The sequence below is a fragment of the Halolamina salina genome (assembly GCF_042678005.1).
GTDB lineage: Archaea > Halobacteriota > Halobacteria > Halobacteriales > Haloferacaceae > Halolamina > Halolamina salina.
Genome location: NZ_JBHUDH010000013.1, coordinates 20,176 through 23,070, shown reverse-complemented (window position 1 = coordinate 23,070; position 2,895 = coordinate 20,176). Strand labels below are relative to the sequence as shown.

Here is a 2,895-nt window from a genome sequence, read left to right as displayed (position 1 = left end):
CAGCGAGTCGTCGTTCACCGTGAGGACGTGCACGTCCGCGTCGAGTTCGGCCGCGAAGTCGAGGCCGTGTCGGGCCGCCCGGAGCGCCTGATCGCTGCCGTCGGTGGGGAGCAACAGCCCGCCGTAGGGGATCTCGAACGCCTCCTCCTCGATCGGCGCGGTGAGCACGGGCATGGGTGCGAGCCGGACGACCTTCCCGGTCACGCTGCCCAGCAGGTACCGCGAGAGCCCCTGACGGCCGTGGGTCGGCATCGCGATCAGGTCGTGCCCCTCGTGTTCGGCGTAGTCGACGATGGTCTTCGCGGGCGTGCCCTGCTCGACGCTGGTGGCGTACTCGACGCCGAGCGAGTCGAGCACGCCGCCCGCCTCGTCGAGCACGTCCTCGCCCTCCCGGACCAGCGTGTCGACCACGTCGCCGTCGCCGGCGACGGTCACGCTGTCCCGCCCCGTGTTGGCGACGTACAGCAGTTCGACGCTCGCGTCGTCCCAGTTCGCGAGCTCGGCGGCGTGGTAGAGCAGGCTGCTCTCGACGGCAGCCTCGTCGACGGGGAGGAGGATACTGTCGTACATGGGCCGACGTTGGAGCGGGGGGTAGGTAAGCGCTGTTGCGGCTGTCGGGCTACCCGTGGCTGACGCCCTCGCGCTCGTCGGCGGTCTTCCGCCGGATCGCGGCCTGGGCGTTGCTGGCGTCGTAGCCGAAGAAGGTGTCCTTCCCGTAGCGTTCGGCGACCTCCGCCGCGTGGATCAGGTTGTCCACGTCCACGTCGACGGCGTACAGTTCGATCGAGAACGGCGTGCCCGCCTCCGGCGTCTCCGGCGACCAGCCGAGCAGGTCCTGAAAGCCCGAGGCGATCGTCTCCAGCCAGTACGTCGTGCTGTAGTGGGTGTCGTACACCGGCACGACGTACTCGTCGACGTAGGCCGACAGCACCGAGAGGTCCAGCCCCGCCCGCTCGAACAGGTGGCCCGGGTACGGGTCGGGGTAGAGCGTGAGGTAGGTCCGCCCGGGGATGCGCTCGCTGGCCTCCTTCACGAACTCGGTGATGACGCTGCCGCGCCAGTCGAACCGGTCCTCGTACTCGCTCTCGGCGAACAGCCGCTCACAGCGGTCACACCGGCAGTACTCCGCGCGCGGGAACCCCACGTCGTCGAGGCGCACGTCCTCGTTGACGGCGGCGCAGTCCGAAATCGTCTCCAGCAGCCCCTCGCGGTACCCCTCGTGTGTCGGGCAGACGTACCCCCAGTCGAAGTAGGGCTGCTCGCGGGTCGCCTCGTTCCCCTCGTCGTCGACCGGGAGGAGTTCCGGGCTGGACTCGCCGGCGGCGGTGTCGCCGAAACAGGAGACCATGTTCACCGCGTTCGGCAGCGGCTCCGCGGCCCGGCCGGTCACGTCCTTCACCTCGTAGAACCCCCGGTCGAACGCCGACCACTCCACCTCCTCCTCGTTGCGCGTGACGACCCCGTACATGGGGGAGAACTGGGCGCGGCGGCGGGTAAGTGGTTCGCTCCCGGCGGCCGCGGCGCTCGCGAGGAGAGTGGCGAAAGAACGTTACGCGACGGAGCGCGCAGTCGGTCGCGCGCCGTAGTTGGGTTACACAACTACGGCATGGGTTCCGTTACTGCGCGACGGAGCGCGCAGCAGGTCGCGCGCCGCAGTTGGTGACACAACTACGGCATGGGTTCCGTTCCTGCGCGACGGAGCGCGCATCAGGTCACGCGCCGTAGTTGGCTTACTCTTCGGACTCGACTTCGACTTCCACGGGTTCGGCGTCGCCGCCGACGAGGAAGTAGACGAGCGTCACGAACGCGAGCACCAGCAGCAGTTTGGCTTTCGTGGACATACGCGACCGTTGGAACGTCCGGGACATAAAGCCGCCGACCCCGATTCAGAGCTCCCGCCGGACGTAGTCGTCGACGGCCAGCGCCTGCTCGGGATCGCTGGTGAAGAAGCCGTCCCAGACGCCGTCGTCGCCCTGTATCGCCAGCAGCGCCAGCGGGTCCGGCTCCTCGGGCTGCTCGGCGTCTGGCGGGCGGTGGACCACGAACCACGAGTCGCGGTAGTCGGCCGACTCGCCGGCGTGGACGGTGACGCCGAGTTCGGCCGCCCGCTCGGCGCCGCCGTCGTCGTCGACGCCGTAGACGTGCGTGTCCACGCCGCTCTCGCCCAGCCGGCGGTACACGCGCTGGGTCCCCTGCTCGTCGACGATCCGGGAGAGCTGCTGGAACGACGCCCGGTGGGTGCCGGCGCCGCGCTCCCAGGCGGTCCGCTCGATGTGGCGGGAGACGGCGATCAGCAGGAGCTTCTCCTTGTGGGATTGGGGGTAGCCCCGGAGCCGGAACTGCACGCCCTCCAGTCCGGTGATCACCGCCGGGAGGTTCGTCTCTTCGAGGCTCGTCGAGCCGGTGACGAACGCGTCGGAGTTGGTGAACAGCAGCGACTCCGACACCGCCGAGAGCGGCGACTGGGCGAGTACCTCCCCCTCGCCATCGAGCAGCAACACCGTGTCCTCGGGGACCCCTTCGACGGCGGCCTCGTCGACGGTCACCGACTGCTCGGCAAACATCCCCGCGAGCAGCGCCCGGATCTGCTCGGGCTGGCTCCGGTTCGCGAGCACGAGTGCTCGCTCGGCGCCCTCGTGTTCGTCGACGAGCCGGCGCAACGACATCTTGTCATCGATTTCGGTGGTCGCTTGTATATGCCCTTCGGCGGACCGAGCCGCGACGCGGGGGAAAACGCCTTGTCAGTCGCCCCGCAACCGCCGACCATGGCCCTCCGACCGAATCGACACGCGAGCGTCCTCCTCGCCCGTGTCACGCTCGGCGTGTTCGCCGTGACCGGCGCGGCCGTCGCGCTCTCGGAGTGGGGAATCCTCCCCCGGCAAGCGCTTCTCGTCG

General features: G+C 69.4%; 3 protein-coding genes. All 3 read right to left on the bottom strand.

Going from position 1 to position 2,895, the window contains the following annotated elements; all coding sequences use genetic code 11:
• The coding region (locus ACFR9S_RS01985) for a universal stress protein (protein ID WP_379817956.1) at window positions 1-570 on the bottom strand (570 nt) is incomplete at its 3' end.
• Window positions 571-619: 49 nt separating this feature from the next.
• On the bottom strand, window positions 620-1,468 hold the full coding sequence (locus ACFR9S_RS01980) for a hypothetical protein (RefSeq protein WP_379732546.1): 849 nt from the start codon (window positions 1,466-1,468) through the stop codon (window positions 620-622).
• A gap of 418 nt (window positions 1,469-1,886) precedes the next feature.
• Window positions 1,887-2,666, bottom strand: coding sequence for a DICT sensory domain-containing protein (locus tag ACFR9S_RS01975; RefSeq protein WP_379817954.1), 780 nt, complete (start codon window positions 2,664-2,666; stop codon window positions 1,887-1,889).
• Window positions 2,667-2,895 lie beyond the last annotated feature (229 nt).